Origin of the sequence: Cryobacterium lyxosi (assembly GCF_004403345.1) — a bacterium.
In the GTDB taxonomy this organism is placed as follows: domain Bacteria; phylum Actinomycetota; class Actinomycetes; order Actinomycetales; family Microbacteriaceae; genus Cryobacterium; species Cryobacterium lyxosi.
This window is the reverse complement of the sequence record NZ_SOGT01000004.1, coordinates 42,265-65,283: the sequence shown is the minus strand read 5'-3', so window position 1 is coordinate 65,283 and position 23,019 is coordinate 42,265. Positions and strand designations below refer to the sequence as shown.

Below are 23,019 nucleotides of genomic sequence, written 5' to 3'. Positions count from 1 at the left end.
GCTATGTCTGAGCGCGCACGAAGCGGATGCCGCGCTGCCAGCGGGCAACGGGGCATCCGTTTCGCAAGATGAGAACGCTATGAAACCTGACGCTGGTCGACGCCGTTGTAGGCAGACAGCGGGCGAATGAGCGCGTTGCTCTTCTTCTGCTCCATGATGTGCGCGGTCCACCCGGTGATGCGCGCCGCGACGAAGATCGGCGTGAAGGTGAGGGTATCGAAGCCCATCAGGTGGTAGGCCGGGCCCGACGGATAGTCGAGGTTGGGCAGAATCGCCTTGCGTGTCGTCATGGCCGTCTCAAGGGCTTCGTACAGTTCGAGCAGTTCCGGCTTCTGGTAATGGTCGACCAGGGAGACGAGCGAGGCACGCATCGTCGGAACCCGCGAGTCACCGTTCTTGTAGACGCGGTGCCCGAAACCCATGATCTTGCGCTTCTCGGCGAGCGCCTGGGCCAGCCACGGTTCGGCCCGCTCGGCCGCGCCGCTGCCGAGGCCGATCTCGGTGAAGGTGTGCATGACGGCTTCATTGGCGCCGCCGTGCAGGGCTCCCTTGAGCGCCCCGACCGCACCGGTCACGGCCGAATACAAATCGGACAGGGTCGAGGTGATGACCCGTGCGGTGAACGTGGACGCGTTGAAGGAGTGCTCGGCGTAGAGAATCATCGACACGTCGAAGGCGTTGACGACGACAAGCTCCGGCACCTCGCCGAAGGCCATGTGCAGAAAGTTCGCCGAATAGCCGAGGTCATCGCGCGGTTCGACCAGATCGAGCCCGTGGCGGCGGCGTTGGTCGTAGGAGACGATCGCGGGCAGCTGGGCGAACAGGCGAATCGACTTGGCGAGGTCGGATTCCGGCGACGGATTCTCGGCCTCCGGATCGCTCGCGCCCATGACGCTCACCGCGGTGCGCACGACATCCATCGGGTGTGCGGTGAGCGGCAGCTCGTCGATGATGCGCTTGATCACCGGGCTGAGGTGGCGCACCGACCGCTCGAGCGCCTCGAAGTCGGCGAGCTGCTGCTCTGTGGGTAGTTCGCCGTGCCAGAGCAGGTAGGCGACCTCTTCGAAGCTCTTCTTGGCCGCGAGCTCCTGCACCGGATAGCCCCGGTAGAGCAGTGAGTTGGTCTCCGGATTGACCTTGGAGACCGCGGTCGTGTCGACGACGACACCGGTCAGGCCCTTGTAAATGTGCGGAGTGACGTGTGGCAGTGTTTCGGTGTCAGACATTGTGCTCCTTCAGACCTTGCGCCGAACTGGGCGTGGAAATGTGCGGGTTCAGGGTGAAATCGAAGATACCCGAATCGAATTGACTGTACGAGGCATAATCGAGCAACTCGTACAGCTCGGCCCGGTGCTGCATCTCGGGCAGCATCGTGGTGAGCGAGCCTGTCTGCTCGATCGCGTCGAGTCCACGCGCCGCCGCCCCCATCGCCAGGCGCAGCAACGACACCGGAAAGATCACCAGGTTCATGCCCACATTCTCGAGCTGCTGCACCGTGTACAACTCGCCCTTGCCGAACTCGGTCATGTTCGCCAGGATCGGCACCGACACGGCTGCCCGAATTGTTTCGAACTCGGCCAGGCTGCCCATCGCCTCGGGGAAGATCGCGTCGGCCCCGGCATCCTGCAGCTGCTTGGCCCTGGTGACGGCGGCGGCCAACCCGTCAACGGCACGGATATCGGTGCGCGCCATCACGAGAAAGTTCGCGTCCCGGCGCGCATCGACGGCGGCGCGGATGCGCTTGATCGCGGTATCGGCGTCCACGACCTGCTTGCCATCGAGGTGGCCGCAACGTTTCGGGTTGATCTGGTCCTCGATGTGCATGCCGGCAAGTCCCGCGTCTTCGAGGGTCTGAATCGTGCGCGCGACATTCATCGGCTCGCCGAAACCGGTGTCGGCATCGACGATGGCCGGCAGGTCGGTCATGCGGGCGATCTGCTGCGACCGGCCGGCCACCTCGGTAAGAGTGGTCAGGCCGATGTCGGGCAGGCCGAGGTCGGCCGAGAGCACCGCGCCCGAAATGTAGACGCCCTCGAAACCCTTCTGCTGGATGAGCTTGGCCGAGAGCGGGTTGAACGCGCCGGGGTAGCGCAGAATCTTTCCGCTGGTCAGGCCCCCTCGCAGGGCAATGCGCTTATCAGCGGCGGTCGTGCCCGCATAGAGCATTAGAAGATTCCGTTCGGGGTGGTAATCGACGCCAGCAGTCCCGGCTTGGCCACGATGGTCAGCCCTCCGAGGTCTGCGGCACCAAGCTCAGGCAGGCGCTGGGCCAGGGCGAGGAATCGTTCGATCTCGAACTCCTCCATTACCGGCGCGGCCAGCGTGCGGAACTTGTTGATGTACTCCGAGCGAGCGAAGGGACGAGCGCCGAGCGGATGCGCGTCAGCGACGGCGATCTCGTCGACCAGGCGGGTTCCATCGGTGAGTTCGATTTCGACGCGACCGCCGAATGCCTTTTCGGCCGGATCGAGGGAGTGGTAGCGACGCGTCCATTCCTTGTCTTCAGTCGTCGTGACGGTGTTCCACAGCGCGATGGTGTCGGGGCGGCCGGCACGCTCGGGGCTGTAGGAGTCGACGTGGTTCCAGGTTCCGTCCTGCAGGGCCACCGTGAAAATATAGGGAATGGAGTGGTCGAGGGTTTCGCGGCTCGCGGTGGGGTCGTACTTCTGCGGGTCGTTGGCGCCGGAGCCGATCACATAGTGCGTGTGGTGGCTGGTGTGGATGACGATGCTCTTGATCGCGCCGGCCACGAGCAATTCGGGGTGCTCGTTGTGCAGTCTGCGGGCGAGGTCGATCCAGGCCTGCGCCTGGTACTCGGCCGAGTGCTCCTTGGTGTAGCTGTCGAGAATGGCGCGTTTGATGCTGCCGGCGGCTGGCAGCGACACGTCGTAGGAGCCGTCTGGTCCGTCGAGCAGCCAGGCGATGACACCGTCTTCGCCCTCGTAGATCGGGGTCGGACTGGTCTCACCGCGCAGCGCTCGGTCGACGGCTTCGACGGCCATCTTTCCGGCGAATGCCGGCGCGTGGGCCTTCCAGGAGGAGATTTCGCCCTTGCGCGACTGACGGGTGGCGGTCGTGGTGTGCAGCGCCTGGCCGACGGCCTGAAAGATGATCTCCTTGTCGAGGCCGAGCAGGGTGCCGATGCCGGCAGCGACCGACGGGCCGAGATGGGCAACGTGGTCGATCTTGTGCTCGTGCAGGCTGATCGATTTCACCAGGTCGATCTGGATCTCGTAGCCGGTAGCGATGCCGCGAATCAGGTCGCTGCCGGTCAGGCCGCGCGGCGTGGCGAGGTGCTGGGCGACGGCCGTGATCGGGGGGATGTTGTCGCCCGGGTGGGAATATTCGGCGGCCAGAAAAGTGTCGTGGTAGTCGAGTTCACGAACGGCGACGCCATTGGCCCAGGCGGCCCACTCCGGGGAAACCCGGCGTGCCGGCGCGAGGCCGAATACGGTTGCGCCATCACCACCGTTGGAACGCGGGTGTGCCAGCGCCTGCGAGCGAGCAGCGATCACCGGGCGCCGGGTCAGGCTGGCCGCAGCCACGGAGGCATTATCGATCACCCGGTTGATGACCATTTCGGTTACTTCCTCAGAGACTGCGGCGGGGTCGGCGGCGACCTCGGCGATCTTCCAAGCCAGCTGGTCCTCGCGGGCCAGATTCTCGTCGCTCCTGTGAACTCGAACATGGTGCTGCTGCACGGTGGGTCCCTTCGTTGGTCGGCCGGAGTCGTTGATCGACTACCGTTCCGAGTCCTCTTCGATCGCCGCGAGGACGCTCAAGAGGCTTTGGTGAAGATGAATATGGGTGGCATGGGCTGCCAGCGACGGATCGCCGGCAATAATGGCGTCAATAATCAGCAGGTGCTCGGTGGCTGCGGCACGAAGCCGCCGCGGATTACTTCGGGCCAGCCGACGGATTCGGGCCAGGTGGGTGCGTACGGCGCGCAGGGCGCCGACCAGAAAAGGATTTTCAACGGCCGCATCGACGGCGTCTTCGAGTTCGTCGATGAGCGCGTAGTAGCGGTGCACACCAATATCGCCCTGATCCAGAAGCTCAGGGGCAGTCACAAATGCATCGCGGAGTTCTTGAAAAGGTGCGGGCTCGCGCCGAGTGGCAGCCAGGCGAATGGCCTGCACCTCGAGCGCCTGGCGCAGTTCGTATAGTTCGGAGATACTGTCAACGGAGATGTCGGTCACTTCGAAGCCACGACCACGGCGTCCCACGACAAGACCGTCGGCGATCAATCGGGCCACCGCTTCGCGCAGCGGAGTGCGGGATACGCCAATGCGCTCAGCCTGTTCGACTTCGAGAAGGGCGGCACCGGGGGCGAGGAGGCCATTGAGAATCTCTCCGCGCAGCTGACGGTACGCCCGCTCGCTAGCCCGAAGCGGTGCGCCCAACCCCAACATTGCGGTTTCTGTATACACAAGAGTGATCCTATTCCACCTTGCTGGGTTATATGCAATACTTCAAGCACTCTTTGTATACAGAGAAACTTCGATGGAGAAGGTTTACATGAACGGCGAATCAGGTGCGAGCTACCGGGAAGCTTGGCGACGCAGCATTTCGTCGCCAGAGGATTTCTGGCTGGAGGCTGCCGCTGGCATCGAGTGGATCACGCAACCGACGAGTGCCCTCGCCGTTGACGGTACGGCGACCGGAAGCTGGTTTCCGGGGGGCACACTCAACACGAGCTACAACGCTCTCGATCGACACGTTCTCGCCGGGCGAGGCGCCCACACGGCATTGATCTACGACTCCGCAATGACCGGCACCCGCATACAGCTCAGCTACCTCGACCTGCTCGGTCGGGTCGCCAAATTCGCCGGAGCCCTGCGCGCCAATGGTGTCGGTACCGGCGACCGGGTCATCATCTATTTGCCGATGATCCCCGAAGCCGTCGTCGCCATGCTCGCCTGCGCTCGCATCGGAGCGGTGCACTCCGTTGTGTTCGGCGGTTTCGCCGCGACGGAACTCGCCGTGCGCATCGATGACGCCCGTCCCAGTGTCATCGTGACGGCATCCGGTGGTCTCGAACCCGGCCGCATCGTTGAATACCTGCCACTCGTCGAGAAGGCCATCTCCCTGAGCCAGGGCTCGGTGCACACGGTCATCGTTCGGGACCGAGAGAGTGTTCCCGGCTCGGCTGCAAATTACCACGACGGTTCCACGGATACCGTGTGGCTGGACTGGGCCGACGAGGAGGCCAAAGCCGCGCCGGCTGACCCGGTCGCCCTGCGGTCCGAGGATCCGCTGTACATTCTCTATACATCCGGCACGACCGGAAAGCCCAAGGGCATCATTCGCGACAACGGCGGCCACGCTGTCGCCCTGAACTGGTCGATGCGCAATGTGTACAACGTGGGCTACGGCGACGTGTATTGGACCGCTTCCGATGTCGGCTGGGTGGTCGGCCACTCCTACATCGTCTATGCACCCCTTCTGGCCGGCGCTACCACGGTGATTTACGAGGGCAAGCCCATCGGCACCCCCGATGCCGGGGCTTTCTGGCGTGTCGTCGACGAGTACAAAGTGAAGGTGCTGTTCACCGCTCCAACGGCCATTCGAGCCATCCGTCGCGTCGACCCTGACCTGCTCGAACTGAAGAACCACGACGTGTCCAGCCTGACCAGCCTGTTCCTGGCCGGGGAACGCCTCGACCCCGAAACCTTCCACTGGGCCAACGATGGGTTGCACTGCCCGGTCGTCGACCACTGGTGGCAGACCGAGACAGGGTGGCCAATCTGCGCCAACCTGCTCGGCATCGAAGAGTTGCCGACCAAACCGGGCTCGGCCACGGTTCCGGTGCCCGGGTACGACATCGCCATCCTCGATTCCCAGGGCCGACCGATCGAGAAGATCGGCAAGGACGGCAACATCGCCATTCGACTTCCGCTGCCACCCGGCACACTTCTCGGGGTCTGGGGCAGCGAGGACCGTTTCACGAGTTCTTACCTGACCGCTTTTCCCGGCTACTACGCCACCGGTGACTCCGGACATTTCGATACCGACGGCTACCTGTTCGTGATGGGTCGCACCGACGACGTGATCAACGTTGCCGGGCACCGGCTCTCGACCGGTTCCCTCGAAGAGGTCCTCACGCTGCACCCTGCCGTCGCCGAGTGCGCCGTACTCGGCGTGCACGACCCGCTCAAGGGTCAGCGTGCCGCTGGTTTCGTCACCCTCAAAGCGGGCAGTATTGTCGATCACGACGTACTTGCCGCAGAACTCGTCGCCCTCGTTCGGGAAAACGTCGGCCCGGTCGCAGCTTTTCGCGACGTCACCATCCTCGACCGGCTGCCCAAAACGCGGTCGGGCAAGATTCTTCGTAAGACCATTCGGCAAATCGTCGATGGAGAAGAATATTCCATCCCTCCCACCATCGAAGACCCCACCGTTCTCGACGATCTGAAACGGGCGCTGTCGGCATCCGTTTCCTAACCCGGTCACGAGCATTCCGCCCCCACCGGGAGCCCACACTCTTTTCCACACGCGCATTTTCCATCCCCGCATTTTCCATCTTTGAGGCAAGGAGGCCCCATGAGTGAAGCAGTGAAAAACGCCCCACCGAAGTCCACAATCGATTACGAGGCGTACGAGAAGACGCCTCAGTTCCTGCATATGAAGAAGACCCGCAACCGATTCGTCGTGCCGCTCTCGATCTTCTTCCTGGTCTGGTACATCGCCTACGTTCTCGCCGCGGCGTATTTGCACGATTTCATGGCGACGCCGGTCTTTGGCAGCATCAACATCGGTCTGCTCCTCGGCCTCGGCCAGTTCGTCACCACCTTCGTCATCACGATGAGCTATGTGACCTTCGCCAACCGCAAGATCGATCCCCTGACCGAAGAACTTCGCGGCGAACTTGAGCGGATGGAACAGCGATGAACGCTTTGCAGATCTTGGCCGAAACCGTCAAACCGGTCGAAAACAATCCGGTACTGAACATCTCGATCTTCCTCGCCTTCGTGGCGGTGACGCTGATCATCGTGATCCGTTCGGGACGCAACAACAAGACCGCCGCAGATTATTACGCGGGTGGCCGCTCCTTCACCGGGCCGCAGAATGGTTTCGCCATCGCCGGAGACTACCTCTCAGCAGCGTCGTTCCTCGGCATCGTCGGCGCGATCGCCGTCACCGGCTACGACGGTTTCATGTATTCCATCGGATTCCTCGTGGCCTGGCTTGTCGCCCTCTTGCTCGTCGCCGAACTCATGCGCAACACGGCCAAGTTCACCATGGCCGACGTGCTCTCCTTCCGGTTGAAGCAGGGCCCCGTGCGCATGGCAGCAGCAACGACCACCCTGGCGGTCTGCTTCTTCTACCTGCTCGCCCAGATGGCCGGTGCCGGCGGACTCGTCTCACTGCTTCTCGGCATCAATGACAAGCTCGGCCAGTCCATCGTGGTGACCGTCGTGGGCGGCCTGATGATCGTCTACGTGCTCGTGGGCGGCATGAAGGGCACCACCTGGGTGCAGATCGTCAAGGCATTCCTGCTCATCATCGGTGCGTTCGCCATGACCATCTGGGTACTCGCGATCAACGGCTTCAGCCTGTCGAACCTGCTTGACAGCGCGGTTGCCGTCTCCGCCGCCGGCGCAGACATCCTGGCCCCGGGCCTGAAGTACGGCGCAAACCCGCTCGACTTCATCTCCCTCGCCCTCGCCCTGGTTCTCGGAACCGCCGGCCTGCCGCACGTGCTGATGCGTTTCTACACGGTTCCTACCGCCAAGGAAGCTCGGCGCTCGGTGGTCTGGGCCATCTGGCTCATCGGCGCGTTCTACATCTTCACCCTGGTGCTCGGCTTCGGTGCCGCGTCGCTCGTCGGTGCGGAAACAATCGAAGCCGCACCGGGCGGCGTGAACTCGGCAGCCCCCCTGCTCGCTCTCGCTCTCGGCGGACCGCTGCTGCTCGGCTTCATCTCGGCCATTGCATTTGCGACGATCCTGGCCGTCGTGGCCGGCATCACGATCACGGCAGCAACGAGCTTCGCACACGACATCTATGGCTCCGTCATCAAGAAGGGCAAGGGAAACCCTGACGACGAGGTCAAGGTCGCCCGTCGTACCGTCGTTGTCATCGGAATTCTGGCCATCGCCGGCGGTATCGGCGTGCAGGGGCAGAACATCGCCTTCCTGGTCGCCCTGGCCTTCGCCGTCGCGGCGAGCGCCAACCTGCCGACCATTCTCTACTCCCTGTTCTGGCGTCGGTTCACGACCCGTGGCGCGGTCTGGAGCATGTATGGCGGATTGTCCTCGGCCGTTCTGCTGATCATCTTCTCGCCGGTGTTCTCGGGCACGCCCACCTCCATGTTCGGCGAAGGTGTCGACTTCGCGTTCTTCCCGCTGAGCAACCCGGGCATCGTCTCGATCCCACTCGGATTCTTCCTGGGCTGGCTCGGATCGGTCACCAGCACCACGAAGGAGAGCCCGAAGCTCGCCGCCGAAATGGCCGTGCGCTCACTCACCGGTCACGGCGCCGAAAAGGCCGTCGAGCACTAACCCCCGCCCCTCACCCGCAACGACGAACGGGCTGGCCAGGATCTCACGATCCCGTCCAGCCCGTTTTTTAGCAACGCTGCGGGCTGCCTGCTACTCCCGAACTTTTAGAGGACCACGGGCGATGCGGGTCGTGGCAGCCTGGGCGACCGGCTTGATCACGATCAGGTCGAGGTTCACGTGCGCGGGCCGCTCAACACTTGCAACGATGGTCTCGGCGATGTCCTCGGCCGAGAGCGGGTCGGGCACGTTATCGTAAGCTGCGACAGCTTTGTCGGCGTCACCGTCAAAGCGAACCAGACCGAACTCATCCGTTTTGACCATGCCCGGCGCGATCTCGATCACCCGGATCGGCTCACCGGAGAGTTCGAGGCGCAGCACCTCGGTCATGGCGTGCGCGGCGAACTTGGCCGCGTTGTAGCCGCCACCGCCGAGGTAGGCGACATGGCCCGCAATCGATGTGACGGTCACAATATCGGCTGATCCGGCCCCGGAGTCGATGCCGGAGCGCAGTAGCGGCAGGATGGCCGTGGTGACCCGCTTGACGGCGAGCACGTTGATCTCGTACATCCAGGCCCAGTCTTCGATGCTGCCGGCCTCGACCGAGTCGAGACCCTTGGCGCCGCCGGCATTGTTGACGAGCGCGTGCACCGGGCCGCTGGCGGCGAGGTAGTCACGCAAGGCGTCGACATCCGCCTGCACTGTGAGGTCGGCGGTGAAGACATCCGCCCCCGTTTCAGCTTGCAGCGTTCTGAGGCGGTCGGCACGCCGCGCGACCCCCACCACGTTCCAGCCATGCTCCCGGAACAGGCGTGCCGTTGCCGCTCCAATTCCTGAACTTGCCCCGGTCACAACCACTCGTCGAGTACTCATTTGTCCATTGTGGCGGGAGAATGGTGTCAATGAGCGCACTGGACACCACCACTTCACCGCAGAAGCGTCGCGTACCCCTCTGGGACAACGCGCGCTGGGTCGCCGTGACCCTCGTGCTGATCGGCCACGCGATTCTCAAACTCATCGGCGAATCGGATGTCGCGTACACGCTGTATCTATTTATTTACGCCTTCCACGTACCCGTTTTCGTAGCTGTGAGCGGCTACTTCACCAAGTCGGAACCACCAGACGCGCGGCAGCTGCACCGGCTGCTCACCGACATCATTTTTCCGTACGTCATCTTCGAAACAATCTGGACGGTGCTGCGCTGGATCCTCGGCGGCAAGTTCGTTCTGGACTATTCCACCGCGAGCTGGACACTGTGGTTTCTGCTCGCCCTGTTGCTCTGGCGCATAGCCCTGCCCTACCTCGTGCTTTTGCGCTACCCCCTCATCATCAGCATTATCATCTCGATCGGGGCCGGCTACCTGCCCAATATCGACGGCACGTTCACCCTGTCCCGCGCCCTCGGGCTGCTGCCATTCTTCGTCTTCGGCTGGAAAATGCGCCAGTGGCAGCTGACCGATACCTGGCTCGAACTGCGTGATGGCCTGATCTGGCGTTGGCGGGCCGGGGCGATCGGGCTGTTCGCCCTGCTGTACCTGCTGATCGGGCTCAACATCGAGACCCTGCGCACCCTGCAGGTGCGCCGATTCCTGCTCTACGACGAGGCGTACGCGATATTCGGGTATTCCGAGTTCTGGGCCGGCGGCATCCGTTTGGCCGTCATGCTGCTCGCCTGTGCGCTCATCGTGGCGTTCCTCATGCTGATTCCGCGCCGCACGACCTGGGTGACCAACCTCGGCACGGCCACGATGTACATCTACCTGCTGCACACCTTCGTGCTGTACCCGCTGCGCGAAACGGGTGTGCTCGACGGGCCGCAGCCCGCGTGGGTATTGCCGGGCATGATCGTGCTGAGCGTGGCTACCTCCTTCCTGCTGTCGACGCCCCTCGTTCGACGACTGGCTCGGCCCTTCGTCGAACCGAAAGCCCGGTGGCTGTTTGGCACGACCAGAGCGACGCCGCCCGGAACGATCGCGCTGCCACACCGCGAGCGCACCTAACCGCCGCGACAACGTGACGTTGTGTTTCGCCCACTCTTGCACGGCCATTCGCGGCTTCATATGCTCGGGGCGAAGCCGGACATTCCGCGCTGAGTAATCCGGAGGCTACTGTGACCGACAATTCTTCATCGTGGAAGTTTGAGACCAAGCAGGTCCACTCCGGTGCCCGGCCCGACCCGGTCACGAACGCGCGCGCTACCCCGATCTATCAGACGACCTCGTATGTCTTCAACAGCGCCGAGCACGCGCAGAACCTGTTCGCGCTGGCTGAGTTCGGCAACATCTACACCCGCATCCAAAACCCCACCCAGGCCGTCGTCGAAGAGCGCGTGGCCGCGCTCGAGGGCGGAACCGCGGCGCTGCTGCTGTCCAGCGGCCAATCGGCATCCACCTTCGCGGTATTGAACATTGCCCAGGCCGGTGATCACATCGTGTCGTCGAGTTCGATCTACGGCGGAACCTACAACCTGTTCAAGTACACCCTGGCCAAGCTGGGCATCGAAACCACATTCGTCGAAGACCAGGATGACGCGAATGAGTGGGAGCGTGCAGTGCGCCCCAACACGAAGCTGTTCTTCGCCGAGACGATCGGCAACCCGCGCATCAACGTGCTCGATATCTCGCTCGTCGCCGATATCGCGCACGCGGCCGGCATTCCGCTGATCGTCGACAACACGATTGCCACGCCCTATCTGATTCGTCCGTTTGAGTACGGCGCCGACATCATCGTGCACTCGGCAACGAAGTTTCTTGGCGGCCACGGCGCCATTATCGGAGGCGTACTCGTTGACGGCGGCACGTTCGAGTGGTCGAAAAACGTCGAAAAGTTTCCGGGACTGACCGAACCCGACCCGTCCTACCACGGCGCGAGCTACACCACCGCGGTCGGCGACGGCATTGCTTACATCATCAAGGCCCGCGTACAGCTGCTACGCGACCTCGGAAGCGCAATAGCCCCGGCCAGCGCCTGGCAGCTCATTCAGGGCATCGAAACACTCAGCCTGCGCATTGAACGCCATGTGCAAAACGCCCAGGACATCGCCGAATGGCTCGACCACCACGATGACATTGCCTCGGTGAACTACGCCGGACTGCCGTCGAGCCCCTGGTATGCCAACGCCAACAAGTACGCGCCACTCGGCGTCGGAGCTGTGCTCTCGTTCGAGTTGAAGGGCGGAGTCTCGGCCGGCCGCGCCCTCGTCGACAACCTGACTCTGTTCAGCCACCTCGCCAACATCGGGGATGTACGTTCCCTGGTCATTCACCCGGCGTCGACCACGCACTCCCAGCTGACCCCTGAGCAGCAGCTCACGGCCGGAGTCACGCCCGGCCTGGTACGGCTCTCCGTGGGCATTGAGAACGTCGCCGATCTGAAAGCCGACCTCGAGGCCGGCCTGGCTGCAGCCCGCGACGTCGTCAAGCGCGACCGCAGCAACGCCTGACGATCGCTCTTCGCCCGGGCGTACGACGTAACATGCGCCCGGGCTGCTCATCCGACCGCCAGAATAGACATGTATGGAATGGCAATCGTCAGCAGACACGGTCCCGTCGAGCTTCATCACCGAAGCCCAGGCGCGCTCGGTCCTTGGCAAGCCTCCGGCGACCGGCGCCTGGCGCGACGGCGACCCGGTCGGCCACCGACAGTTCCTCAACCTCGGGCCACTCACCTTCGAGGCCGGCGGCAGCCTGCCGATGGCCCGCCTCGCCTATGAAACCTGGGGCACGTTGAGCCCGACCGGCAACAACGCCGTGCTCGTGCTCCATGCCCTCACCGGTGATAGCCACGTAGCTGGCTCGCCCGGCCCCGGGCAAGAGACCGGCGGATGGTGGGACGGCATCGTCGGCCCCGGCCTCGCCATCGACACCGATTCATGGTTCGTCGTGGCGCCGAATATGCTCGGCGGCTGCCAGGGCAGCACCGGACCGGCGTCGCTTGCGCCCGACGGTCTGGAGTGGGGTATCCGTTTTCCCTATCTGACCATTCGCGATCAGGTCAGTGCGCAGCGAGTGTTCAGTGACCTGCTCGGCATCGACCGCTGGGCGGCCGTCATCGGCGGTTCGATGGGTGGCATGCACGCCCTCGAATGGGCGATCGAGACCCCAGACCGGGTTGAACGCCTGATCATCTTGGCCGCGCCACCGATCACGACCGCCGACCAGATCGCGCTCAATTCGGTGCAGATCGAGGCCATCCGTACCGACCCGGCGTTTCGTGCCGGCGACTATTACGACGAAGCAGACGGCGACGGGCCGACGCGCGGTTTGGCCCTGGCTCGCAGAATGGCCCTGCTCAACTACCGAAGCCCGGCCGAGCTGAACGCCCGTTTCGACCGTGGCTGGCAGAGCGGCATCAGTCCGCTCGGCGCCAACGGCCGTTTCGCCGTGGAGTCATACCTCGACTTTCATGGCAACAAATTCACTCGACGTTTCGACGCCAACAGCTACATCGTGTTGGTTGAAGCCATGAACTCCCACGATGTCGGTCGCGGACGCGGCGGCGTCGCGGCCGCCCTCGGTCGGATCAAAGCCCACTCGGTCGTCGTCGGAATCGATAGCGACCGTCTCTTTCCCGTCGATGGCCAGCGCACGATCGCCGCGCACCTGACAAACAATATCGATGGACCCACCGCGATGGTCCTGAAATCAAGCTACGGCCACGATGGCTTCCTCATCGAGAACGAGGCAATCGGAGCCCAGATCAAGCGGGTGTTGCCCTAAGTCGTACCCGCATGTGCGTCGCCCGCTATGGTGCTGATAGAACACCTTCATCTGCAACCGGACAGGCACCTATGCAACGCATCATCAAGGAGCGCGACCGTCTCCTGCGAAGAGGGGTGCAGGCAGGCGGGCTCGTTGGCTCGGCAACAACGCTGGCGTGCGTGCTGGTGCCGGGCGGTCTGGAGGCCGACGCGCGCCTCGGGTCTGCCGTGCTGGTGCTGCTGATGGCCACTGGCCAATACCTGCTCGGAAGCACCGGCGCGCTACGCTGGGCCGTTCTGATCCTGCTCAGCGGAGAAGCGATCATTCTCCTCGTGGGTTTCACCAGCCATCCCGGCGTTCCGCCGAACTTGATCGAGGAGAGTGTCATCGGCATAGTTTCCACCGCGCCGATGTGCGCGGTCGCCGCCGTGCTCCTGACCAGCCCCCGCCGGCTGATGCTGCTCGCGGCATCTTTCACGGTCACGGTCACCAGCGTCGCTGTTGTGACGGTCGATGCTCCCGACCGAACGGTGTTGCTGGCCCTGACCGTGGCCATGTGGCTGTCGTTCACCCTCGCCTCCTGGTGGATCGCGCAGAGCGTGCCCCGGGTGATGCATCGCATCGCCGCGATCGGCCGCGCCCACCGGGCCGAGCGGCATGCGAGCGAGCTGGAGGCTCAGCGCCGCCAGGATGCCCGCCTGTTGCACGACACGGTGCTCGCCACGCTGACCCTACTCGCCCACTCCGGTGTCGGCGTGAGCCCGAACGCACTGCAAAAACAAGCCGGTGATGACGCTCGGCTGCTGCGCCAGCTACGCCTCGGCGGGCTACCGACGCCGCGTCGTTCCGGGGTCTACAGCCTGGAATCGGCGACGGTGCTCACTCTCGGCGACACCCTGGACGCCGTGCGCCAACGCTTTGAACGCCTCGGCCTCGCCGTCAACTGGCACGGCAGCGGCCAGATACAGCTGCACAGTAACGTTTTGGATTCCTTTCTCCTGGCTCTCTCGGAATGCCTCGAAAACGTGCGCCGTCACTCCGGTGTCGACCACGCAGACGTGACGATAACGGATGACGACAGCACCGTTCGCGTGATGGTCACCGATACCGGGGTCGGTTTCGACCTCGGCCGAGTGGGTTCTGAGCGCCTCGGCGTCGCCGAATCGGTCATCGCCCGGCTGCGGGATATCGGAGGCAATGCCCGCCTGTTCTCGTCGCCCGGGGCCGGAACCACGGTCGTACTGGAGGTTCCGAAGTGAATCACTTTAACGACACCGCACCCATTGCAACCCACCCGCGGGCACGTGGTGTCGGTTTGCGTATGCTCGGCGGGTCCTCTGAACGCAGCTGGCCACCGGCCTCCGCGGGCCGGCGCACCCGAGCTGACCTGTTGCCCTTGCGTTTTCCACGCACGATTCTGCGCGGTGACGGCCGCATCAGCGTCTTTCGGTCGGACCGGAACGGTTTGGGTGCCCGTCATCTGGGTATCGGTATGAGCGTCAGCGGGGCGTTCATCGGTGTATTCCTGCTCGCACGGTTGATCATCGACTGGGACCCAGCGCGGGTCCCCGTGCTGAGTATTCTGGCCTGGGTCATTCTGCTGGCCACCGCGGTGGCCGTGAATATCGTGGCGTGCAAACTGGGGTGCCGGCTGCCGCTCTGGCTGTTCCTAGTATCCCTGGGAGTCTGTGTGATCGTGGTGACGCTCGATCTGGCCGGATCCTGGGGGGTGAGTGGCGCGGGAGACTTCCCTACAGCGGCGCCCGCCGTCGGTGCTTTCCTCCTGTCGATCGTGACGCTGCGAGAGACCGGCGATATCACCATGGCCGCGGTGGCCCTCGGTCTGGTCATAAGCGCGGCGACGCTGTTCAAAACGCGCACGGACCTGCTCACCCTCGGCCCCGACATTCTCTCCATCGCCCTCGCCGTCGCGCCACCGCTGGTCGGTGCGAGCATCGTGCAGGCCTTTCGGCGCATGGTGCAGCGCGAACTCGATCTCGTGCTGGTGCAGAGCACGGTCTCCCAGCCGCGATTCGCGGTCGGGATGCTCGCCTCCGAGCAGTTGGCGCGGCTCGATCTCGATGCCGAGACCCTGCTCGACGATGTAGCCCAGGGCCGCACCGCACTGCCACTCGCGCCGTCGGCGGCGGCAACGGCCGCTTCCCTGGCCACCCAGCTTCGATTACACCTGATCGAGGGGCGCACCGAAACGTGGCTGCACCATGCCATCACCGAGAGTGAATTTCTCGGCCCGGTTGCCGCACTCAGCGATCCGGCCGGCCTGGCCGGGCTGCTCTCCCCGCCGCAACGCGATGGGCTGCTGTTGACAATTTGGCTCCTCATGGGGGACACAGCGCGGTCCGGGGCATCCATCTCGCTGCGCCTCGGACCAATTGCCCCCACATATGGGGCGCTCCTGCACCGAAAGGTACGTTTTTCGATCGAATTGACCACAACGGGGGTATCCAGGCGGCGTGTCGATCCCGAAACCTGGCAGGCAATTCGTGCGGTTGGCCCGCATGTGGACTCAAATCGGGCCGGAAGTCTGTGGGTAGACATCGAGTGCAGCGTGGACAATCCCGCGGATGCCTAATGTTGGGTATTTTGACGATAGTGTGCAGGAAGTAGGAGGCAGAAAATGACGACGACAGACCGTCCCATCCGATTGGCCCTGGTGGATGACCACAGGATGCTGCTCGGCGCACTCACCGAGTGGATCCGAAGCGCAGCTGACGACATCGAGATGGTGGCGGCGGTGACCACCTGGCCCGAGCTGCTGACTCACCCCGAGTTTCCGGTGGATGTCGTCCTGCTCGACCTCGACCTCAAGGACAACATTCCGGTTTCCCTGAAGATTTCCACGCTTAGGACGACCGGGGTGAAAACGGTGCTCATGAGCACCTATTCCGAGCCAGCCCTCGTGCGCGAAGCCCTCGCCGCTGGCGCTCTGGGCTACCTCGTCAAGAGCGAGGAAGCGAGCATGATCGTCGACGCCATTCGCGCGGCCTACAACGGCAAGTCGTACATCTCGGCCGAGCTCGACTACGCGCTCAACTCAACCGACAACGTCGAAGGGCCCCGCCTCAGCGCGCAGGAACGCCGCGTCATGGCGCTCTACGGGGCCGGCGAGCCGGTGAAGGCCGTCGCCTATCAGCTCGGCATCTCCGAGGAGACCGCCAAGAGCTACCTCAAGCGCATTCGCGAGAAGTATCGCCTGGCCGGTTACGACGTGGGCACGAAGGTCGCGCTGCGCAAGCGCGCCATCCACGACGGCATCCTGCTGCAGACGGACTAAACGCGCAGCATCCGCTTCACCACTGACCGGCCAACATTTCGATACTGGCCGGTCAAATGCGTTAACGCTGCCGGACGACGGGGATCAGCTGGGTTCCGTACGGCACGTGGTGGCCACGATGACGACGGCTGCGGTCGATGCTGAAGGTGACCACGGTCAGCAGCACGCCGAGCGCGCTGAGCCCAACACCGATCCACACCGGGGCGAGATAACCGAGCCCCGCAGCAATGGCCACACCGCCGAGGGCCGCGCCGAGGGCGTTGCCGACGTTGAGCGAGGAGTGATTGAGCGCCGCTGCGAGCGACTGGCTTTCGTGCGCCACATCCATCAGCCGGGCCTGAATGGTCGGCGACAAAGCGGATGCCGCAGCGCCGACCAGGAACATCCCCACCAGCAGCCCGGCCAGGAACTGCGCCGACAGGCCCAGGGTGATGAGCGCAAGGATGAGCACGCCGAACGCGATGTACATTGTGCGGCGCACGCTCCAGTCGGCCAGGGCTCCCCCGGCGAAGTTGCCCGCTGTCATGCCGAGACCGACGACCACCAGGATGAGTGGCACTGCTGCTGCGGCCAACCCGGTGATCTCGATAACGAGGGGGGCCACATAGGTGTACACGGCGAACAGGCCGCCGAAGCCGATCGCGCCGATTGACAGGGTGATCCAGACCTGCAATTTGCCAAACGCCCGCAGCTCGGCGCGCATGGTGGCTTTCGGGTTGCCGGCCTGGAACGGCACGAAAACGGCGACGGCCACGAAGGTCAGCGCGAAAATAGCGGCGACGACAAGGTAAGCGACGCGCCATCCGCTCATCTGACCGATCCAGGTGATCGTGGGCACCCCGATGACGTTGGAGATGGTCAGGCCGCCGAGCACGATCGCGATGCCGCGGGCTCGCTTACCCGGACCCATCAGGTGGGCGGCAACGAGCGAGGCGATGCCGAAGTACGCGCCGTGCGGCAGCCCGGCCACGAAACGAGCGGCCAGCACCGTCTCAAAGGTGGGCAGCAGTGCCGACGCGATGGTGCCGAGGGTGAACGCGGTCAGCAGGCCAAGCAACAATTGTTTGCGCGGCCAGCGGGCTGCAGCCGCGGCGATCGTCGGAGCGCCGACGACGACACCGAGGGCGTAGGCCGAGATGAGCCAGCCCGCTTGCGCGTTGGCGGCATCCGGTGCGCTGGCATAGAGTCCCGGCAGCAGGTCGGAGGCGAGGTTTGGCAGCAGACCCATGGCCACGAATTCGGTCGCACCGATACCGAATCCACCCAGGGCGAGCGCTAACAGGGCAAAACGAACTCGGGTCGACGACAGCTGCGTCGACCCGTCAGGAGTGAGGGGCATGCAACAAGCCTAAGCCCCGGCTCGCCCGCACGCCAGATTCAGTCGACCAGGGCGGTCTCGAGGCGCTCAAGCTTGCCGGTGAGCTCACCGGTGTGCCCTGGGCGGATATCGGCCTTCAATACCAGGGACACGCGCGGCCCGAACGCGCCCACCGCCTCGGTCGCGGCCTTGATGACGGCAAAGACCTCGTCCCAGTCGCCCTCGATCGTGGTGAACATCGAATCGGTGTGATTGGGCAGGCCGGAATCTCGCACGATGCGCACGGCAGCAGCGACCGCGTCGTGCACCGATCCCTGCGAGTCGGCGGCGACGGACGGTGCAACGGAAAATGCGACGAGCATAGTGGCTCCCTAGAGGTGGTGGTTGGTGAAATGTTGGTTTCGATCAGCGGATACGGGTTCGCCCCGCGCTGGTGTGAGTCGATACAGCGCCAACAGGGCCCAGCCGAGCAGCACGAACTCGAGCAGGTTGCGCACGGTCAGCACGAGCACCATGACCGGATTGGCCCTGAGCACCCCGTCATACAAATAGGGGTACACGAGCTGGGTGAGCGCGGCGAGCGTCAGACCGAGCAGCGCCGGGATTCGCCAGGTTCGCCCGTTCACCGCGATTCCCAGAATGATCGGTGCGGCCAGCCAACTGATGAACTGCGGCGAACCGACCTTGTTGACCGCGATCAGGGTCGCCGTCAACGCGAGCGTCAGCGGCGGTAGTACCGCGAAAGTGCCAGCTCCCCGGCGCTGGGCGCGTATGCCGAGCAGCAACACTGCGAGGGCGGCTAGGGCCAACAGCGGGGTCATCAGAGCGCTCACTGTGGTGGTGCCAGCGCCGGCGACCTGAAACGTGAGAATCTCGTGGTCGTAATAGATGAAACTACCCGGCACGCCCAGTGCAGTCTGCCAGAGCCAGGGCACTGCGACGGGCGATTCAATCTGGATCCCCCGGCCCGCCTGTTCGGCCACGAAGCTCAGCACGTGAATGCCGCTGCCGCGGCTCAGGCTGAGCGCCCCAGCCACGGCGACGACCGCAGCGGTCACGACTGCGGCAACGCCGACCATGCGCCACCGCCGTTTCGACGCCACGAACAGGGCGGCGAGCGCGGCGACCGGCCAGATCTTGATCCAGGTCGCGATCGTGAGCAGTGCCGTGCCCCAGAATGGGCGCCGGCGCAGCCACAGCAGGGCGACGATGCACAGCGGCACCGTGATCGCGTCAATTCGGGCGAGCGCGATGGGGCCGAGCAGCACCAGAAAGGCCAGCCACCACCAGGCCACCGCGCGGTGCGAGCGAACGAGTACGACAAAGGCCCCCGCGTTCAACGCGGTCACGACCGCGAACCAGGTGGCAAGGTAGACCGTGCCACCGAAGGCGAAAGCGCTGACAATCGGCACGAGGGCGAGAACCGGGTAGACGAAATTCTCCGTGATCCCGACGATGCGGCCAGCAAACGCATTCTCGGCCCAGCCGCGGTAGACCACCTCGACGTCGCCGAGCGAATACCCCGGCCCGAACATGGCCAGGACGATCAACAGTATGTGCACGCTCACGAAGGCCGCCCACAGCACGGCGAGCGGGTGTGGCAGCACCGGCCACGTCCGGGCAGTGCTGCGGGTCTCGTCGTGAATTCGCACGCTTTACCTTTGCACAACCGACCGCGTCGTGTCCTGTTCTACCGGGCCACGCGCTGACCGGGTCGATTCAGGGGTCGAGCAGGGCGGCGACAGCCCGCGGTACGGCATCCGCTATGTCGAGGGCCGCGATCGGGCCGCCGGCTGAGGCGAGGATCGCAGCTTCGGCGTGCAGCAGGGCTGCGGTGGCGGCAAGCGGGGCGAGGGAGGCGGAATCCGTTTCGAGCTGGTCGGAATGGGTCGCCAGGAGCGCGCCGAGAATGCCGCCGAGCACGTCGCCAGACCCGGCCGTCGCCAGCCAGGCCGGCCCGATCGACACGGTCAGGCGGGCGCCAGACGGTGAGGCGATGTGGGTGACGGCGCCCTTGAGCAGCACCGTCACGTCGAACAGGTGGGCGGCCCGAATTGCCCATTCCCCCGGGTTTTCGGCAATCTGCGAGGCCGAGCCAGGCTTGGTCTCATTCGCGAGCATCGTGGCCAGTTCGCCCGCGTGCGGGGTGATCACCGTCGGTCCGATCGCCCGCGAGAGCAGGTCCAGGGCGCCAGCGTCGACGACGGTGGGCAGGCCCTCGGCGAAGGCTGCCGCCAGGGCGGCCGTGACGGTATCCGTTCGTGTAGACGCATTCATGCCGGAGCCGAGCAGCCAGGCTTGCACCCGACCGGACACGGTGACTATTTCGGGCCGACGCTGGAGTACGAGGTCTGCGGCGCGGCGCGGACCGAGGTAACGCACCATACCGAGGCCGGTGCGCACGGCCGCGTCGACGCCGAGCACCGCTGCCCCCGGGTACTCCTTGGAACCGGTGCGCACGCCGAGCACGCCGCGCGAGTATTTGTCATCACCGGCCTGGGGCCGCGAGATCCAGTCGCGGGCCTGTTCGGCCTCCCATTCGAGCCAGCCGCGCCGTTTCACCATGCCTCCACGATAGGTCGTTTTCGATCCGCGCGCGGATCCGCCTCCGACTTGTGCACGTGCGCCCGTGCGCCTGGCCGTGATGGTGGTTCAGTCGCGGCGAGTGGCGTCTTGCACTTCGCCGACGAGCTCCTCGATGATGTCCTCCAGAAAGAGAACCCCGGTGGTCTCGCCCTCGGCGGTGAACGACCGCGCAAGGTGCGCGCCCGAGCGACGCATGGTGGCGAGGGCGTCTTCGAGGTCGGTGTCTTCGAAGATTGAAATCAAGGTACGGATGCGCTTGGCGGGGATCGCTCCCGCGTAGCTGTCGGGCTCAGCCAGCGTTGCGGCACCGGTCGACGCCGACGGCACATCGAGGTCGAGCACGTCTTTCAGGTGCACGTAGCCGGTGAGGTAGTTTTCAGCATCGATGAGCACGTAGCGGGAGAAGCCGTGGCGGGTCACGGCTTTCTCGACGTCGGCCGGCGTGGCCGACTCCGGCAGGCTGACCAGCTTGCCGAGGCCGACGGCCACGTCGCGCACTTTGAGGTTGGTGAACTCGAACGCCGCGCTGAGCGCGCCGGTTCCGTCGCTGAGCACACCCTCGCGGGTGGACTGGGTAACGATCGTCGCCACTTCGTCCAGGGTGTACGCGCTCGTTGCCTCGTTCTTGGGTTGCACCCCGAACAGGCGTAATACTCCGTTGGCGCAGGCGTTGAGGGTGACGATCAGCGGCTTGAAAACGCGGGCGACGAACACCAGCGGCGGCGCGAGCAGCAGCACAGCACGGTCCGGCACCGAAAATGACAGGTTCTTGGGAACCATCTCACCGAACACGACGTGCAGGTAAGAGACCACGAGCAGCGCCACAATGAATGCGATCGTGCCGATGTAGGCGTCCGGCAAGCCGGTCAGACCCAGCGGCACCTCGAGCAGATGGTGGATCGCCGGCTCTGAGACGTTCAGAATGAGCAGTGAGCACACTGTGATCCCCAGCTGGGACGTCGCGAGCATGAGCGTCGCGTGCTCCATCGCCCACAGCGCAGTTTTAGCACTGCGCTTTCCGGCCTCGGCGAGCGGTTCGATCTGCGAGCGACGGGCCGAGATGACGGCGAATTCCGCTCCGACGAAGAACGCGTTGGCGGCGAGCAGCACGACCAACCAGGCAAGTCCGGCCCAGTCGCTCATTTGTCGCCCACATTCTTTCGATCGGACTTGGTTTCAACAACCGATATGGGTTCGGGTACGGCCTCTGGAGTGAAGCGCAGCCGGTCGATCCGGCGCCCCTCCAGCCGCTCAACGGTGAGGAAGCCGCCGCGCAACGGTACCCGGTCACCGATCACTGGCAGGCGGCCCAGCTCACTCATGACAAAACCGGCCACGGTCTCATAGGGGCCTTGCTCCGGCACGACGACGCTCGTGCGTTCCAGCAGTTCATCGGGCCGCAGCATGCCGGGAAAGGTCAGTGAGTCGGGCGAGCGCACGACGCCCGCGCGGGCCCGGTCGTGCTCGTCGGCCACCTCGCCGACCAATTCCTCGACCAGGTCTTCGAGGGTCACGACGCCGCCGGTTCCGCCGTACTCGTCGACGACAATGGCCATCTGGTAGCCGCGGGCGCGCAGCTCGCCGAGCAGGTCGTCGAGCTTCATGGTTTCGGGTACTCGCACCGGGTCGGTCTGCAGGGCCGACACCGGAACATCCGCTCGGCGCGTGCGCGGCACAGCCACCGCCTGTTTGACGTGCACGATGCCAACGACGTCGTCGACGCTCTCGTCGACGACGGGAAAACGCGAATAACCGGTGGAACGAGTGAGGTCGATGACCGCCTGCGCCGAATCGGTGCGGTGGATGCTCGCCACGCGGGGACGCGGTGTCATAACGTCGGATGCCGTATGCCCGGAGAACAGCAGCGTGCGGTGCAGCAACGTGGCGGTATCTTTTTCAAGCAGTCCGGCGCTGGCCGAACGGCGCACGAGTGAGGAGAGTTCCTCGGCTGTGCGGGCACCGGAAAGCTCTTCCTTCGGTTCGATGCCCACAGAGCGCAGCAGACCGTTGGCGCTGTTATTGAGCACCAGCACCGCCGGTTTGAAAACGGTCGTGAACACGGTCTGGAACGGAAGCACCAGGCGTGCGGTCTGAATGGGCAGGGCCAGCGCGAAGTTCTTCGGAACCAGCTCACCGATGACCATCGACACGAGGGTCGCCGTCAAAATGGCGATCGTGGCGCCGAACACCGGCACCAGGTCGACGGGCAGGCCGATCGAGGTGAGCGGGCCGCGCAGCAGTGACGATAGGGCCGGTTCAATCGTGTAGCCGGTGAGCAGGGTGGTCAAGGTGATACCCAGCTGTGCGCTCGACAGGTGCGTCGAGGTGATTTTCAGAGCGGAGATGGTCAGGGCGAGGCGGGTCTCCCCGCGATCGCGGCGCGCTTCGAGGTCGGCGCGGTCGAGATTCACCAGGGCGAACTCACTGGCAACGAAAAGGCCCGTTCCGACGGTGAGGATGAGACCGACCCCGAGCATGACCAGCTCAGACAAGGAGTTCACCACCAGCGACTACGGGCGAGGGTTTGTGGGACGAGGGTTCAGCAGTGGGAGGGTCATCCATTATTCCTACGAGTATACCGGAGCACCTGCCCGCGCGCCCGGCAGCCAGCGGATACTG

Annotated in this window: 20 protein-coding genes; 9 read left to right on the top strand and 11 right to left on the bottom strand. The window is 64.5% G+C overall.

The features are described 5' to 3' along the window. Positions 1–77: 77 nt before the first annotated feature. Genes E3T27_RS03320 through E3T27_RS03305 form a run of 4 tightly spaced genes read right to left on the bottom strand, consistent with a single transcriptional unit; the run spans position 78 to position 4,430 of the window. A complete protein-coding gene (locus E3T27_RS03320; RefSeq protein WP_134571582.1) occupies positions 78–1,226 on the bottom strand; it encodes a bifunctional 2-methylcitrate synthase/citrate synthase in 1,149 nt (382 codons plus the stop codon). Further along, a complete protein-coding gene (prpB, locus tag E3T27_RS03315) occupies positions 1,219–2,166 on the bottom strand; it encodes a methylisocitrate lyase (protein WP_134571581.1) in 948 nt (315 codons plus the stop codon). The genes E3T27_RS03320 and prpB overlap by 8 nt, the downstream gene beginning before the upstream one ends. After that, complete coding sequence (locus E3T27_RS03310; RefSeq protein WP_134571580.1) at positions 2,166–3,701, bottom strand: MmgE/PrpD family protein; 1,536 nt, start codon at positions 3,699–3,701, stop codon at positions 2,166–2,168. The genes prpB and E3T27_RS03310 overlap by 1 nt, the downstream gene beginning before the upstream one ends. A gap of 39 nt (positions 3,702–3,740) precedes the next feature. Beyond that, positions 3,741–4,430 (bottom strand): GntR family transcriptional regulator, encoded by a 690-nt coding sequence (locus E3T27_RS03305; protein ID WP_338144884.1) that lies wholly within the window; start codon positions 4,428–4,430, stop codon positions 3,741–3,743. A gap of 88 nt (positions 4,431–4,518) precedes the next feature. Between E3T27_RS03305 and E3T27_RS03300 the strand changes: the two genes are divergently transcribed. The 3 genes from E3T27_RS03300 to E3T27_RS03290 all read left to right on the top strand — a co-directional run bounded on the left by E3T27_RS03300 (position 4,519) and on the right by E3T27_RS03290 (position 8,504). Further along, on the top strand, positions 4,519–6,444 hold the full coding sequence (locus E3T27_RS03300; protein WP_134571579.1) for an AMP-binding protein: 1,926 nt from the start codon (positions 4,519–4,521) through the stop codon (positions 6,442–6,444). 99 nt (positions 6,445–6,543) lie between these two features. Next, complete coding sequence (locus E3T27_RS03295) at positions 6,544–6,891, top strand: DUF485 domain-containing protein (RefSeq protein WP_104196637.1); 348 nt, start codon at positions 6,544–6,546, stop codon at positions 6,889–6,891. Next, positions 6,888–8,504, top strand: coding sequence for a solute symporter family protein (locus E3T27_RS03290; protein WP_104196636.1), 1,617 nt, complete (start codon positions 6,888–6,890; stop codon positions 8,502–8,504). Before E3T27_RS03295 ends, E3T27_RS03290 begins: the two co-directional genes overlap by 4 nt. Positions 8,505–8,594: 90 nt before the next feature. Here E3T27_RS03290 and E3T27_RS03285 read toward each other — a convergent pair whose 3' ends face one another. After that, complete coding sequence (locus E3T27_RS03285) at positions 8,595–9,374, bottom strand: SDR family NAD(P)-dependent oxidoreductase (protein ID WP_174722173.1); 780 nt, start codon at positions 9,372–9,374, stop codon at positions 8,595–8,597. A 29-nt stretch (positions 9,375–9,403) separates the two neighbouring features. On the opposite strand from E3T27_RS03285, the gene E3T27_RS03280 reads away from it, so the two are divergent. The 6 genes from E3T27_RS03280 (at position 9,404) to E3T27_RS03255 (ending at position 16,496) form a co-directional block, all read left to right on the top strand. Then, positions 9,404–10,501 (top strand): acyltransferase family protein, encoded by a 1,098-nt coding sequence (locus E3T27_RS03280; protein WP_241992097.1) that lies wholly within the window; start codon positions 9,404–9,406, stop codon positions 10,499–10,501. Between the two features lie 110 nt (positions 10,502–10,611). Then, entirely contained in the window at positions 10,612–11,943 is a 1,332-nt protein-coding gene (locus E3T27_RS03275) for a bifunctional o-acetylhomoserine/o-acetylserine sulfhydrylase (RefSeq protein WP_104196633.1), read from the top strand. Between the two features lie 73 nt (positions 11,944–12,016). Then, entirely contained in the window at positions 12,017–13,219 is a 1,203-nt protein-coding gene (metX, locus tag E3T27_RS03270) for a homoserine O-acetyltransferase MetX (RefSeq protein WP_104196632.1), read from the top strand. A gap of 71 nt (positions 13,220–13,290) precedes the next feature. Continuing rightward, positions 13,291–14,460, top strand: a complete 1,170-nt coding sequence (locus E3T27_RS03265; RefSeq protein WP_134571577.1) for a sensor histidine kinase — start codon at positions 13,291–13,293, stop codon at positions 14,458–14,460. Next, entirely contained in the window at positions 14,457–15,794 is a 1,338-nt protein-coding gene (locus tag E3T27_RS03260) for a hypothetical protein (protein WP_134571576.1), read from the top strand. The genes E3T27_RS03265 and E3T27_RS03260 overlap by 4 nt, the downstream gene beginning before the upstream one ends. Positions 15,795–15,839: 45 nt before the next feature. After that, complete coding sequence (locus tag E3T27_RS03255; protein ID WP_104127064.1) at positions 15,840–16,496, top strand: response regulator; 657 nt, start codon at positions 15,840–15,842, stop codon at positions 16,494–16,496. A gap of 61 nt (positions 16,497–16,557) precedes the next feature. On the opposite strand, the gene E3T27_RS03250 is transcribed toward E3T27_RS03255, so the two are convergent. The 6 genes from E3T27_RS03250 to E3T27_RS03225 all read right to left on the bottom strand — a co-directional run bounded on the left by E3T27_RS03250 (position 16,558) and on the right by E3T27_RS03225 (position 22,877). Beyond that, on the bottom strand, positions 16,558–17,835 hold the full coding sequence (locus tag E3T27_RS03250) for an MFS transporter (RefSeq protein WP_104196629.1): 1,278 nt from the start codon (positions 17,833–17,835) through the stop codon (positions 16,558–16,560). Positions 17,836–17,873: 38 nt separating this feature from the next. Next, positions 17,874–18,176 (bottom strand): thiamine-binding protein, encoded by a 303-nt coding sequence (locus E3T27_RS03245; protein ID WP_104196628.1) that lies wholly within the window; start codon positions 18,174–18,176, stop codon positions 17,874–17,876. A gap of 9 nt (positions 18,177–18,185) precedes the next feature. Next, positions 18,186–19,466 (bottom strand): glycosyltransferase 87 family protein, encoded by a 1,281-nt coding sequence (locus E3T27_RS03240; RefSeq protein WP_198416466.1) that lies wholly within the window; start codon positions 19,464–19,466, stop codon positions 18,186–18,188. Between the two features lie 67 nt (positions 19,467–19,533). Next, a complete protein-coding gene (locus tag E3T27_RS03235) occupies positions 19,534–20,379 on the bottom strand; it encodes an ADP-dependent NAD(P)H-hydrate dehydratase (RefSeq protein ID WP_134571575.1) in 846 nt (281 codons plus the stop codon). A gap of 87 nt (positions 20,380–20,466) precedes the next feature. After that, entirely contained in the window at positions 20,467–21,543 is a 1,077-nt protein-coding gene (locus tag E3T27_RS03230; protein WP_134571574.1) for a hemolysin family protein, read from the bottom strand. Next, on the bottom strand, positions 21,540–22,877 hold the full coding sequence (locus E3T27_RS03225) for a hemolysin family protein (RefSeq protein ID WP_104196743.1): 1,338 nt from the start codon (positions 22,875–22,877) through the stop codon (positions 21,540–21,542). The genes E3T27_RS03230 and E3T27_RS03225 overlap by 4 nt, the downstream gene beginning before the upstream one ends. Between the last annotated feature and the right edge of the window lie 142 nt (positions 22,878–23,019).